Below are 254 nucleotides of genomic sequence, written 5' to 3' on the forward strand. Positions count from 1 at the left end.
GAATTTAATCTAAATGGTCAAGATGCAGAGGAATATCCACTATTACCTAAGCTACAAACGGATGATAGCTTTGAAATGCCAATTGATCTGTTGAAAAGTATGATTAAACAAACTGTATTTGCAGTATCCACAATGGAAACTCGACCAATTTTGACAGGCGTTAATTTGAAATTAGTTGACAAAGTTCTATCTTTTACAGCAACAGACAGTCATCGTTTGGCAAAAAGAGAAATCCCTGTAGCAGATGCTAACAT

Annotated in this window: 1 protein-coding gene; it reads left to right on the top strand. The window is 35.0% G+C overall.

What is annotated here, in order from left to right; all coding sequences use genetic code 11:
• Positions 1–254: DNA polymerase III subunit beta family protein (locus Q4528_RS14810; RefSeq protein ID WP_512701002.1), on the top strand; the 254-nt coding region annotated here is incomplete at both ends.

This window comes from Staphylococcus pasteuri, assembly GCF_030547725.1.
GTDB classification, from domain to species: Bacteria; Bacillota; Bacilli; order Staphylococcales; family Staphylococcaceae; genus Staphylococcus; species Staphylococcus pasteuri.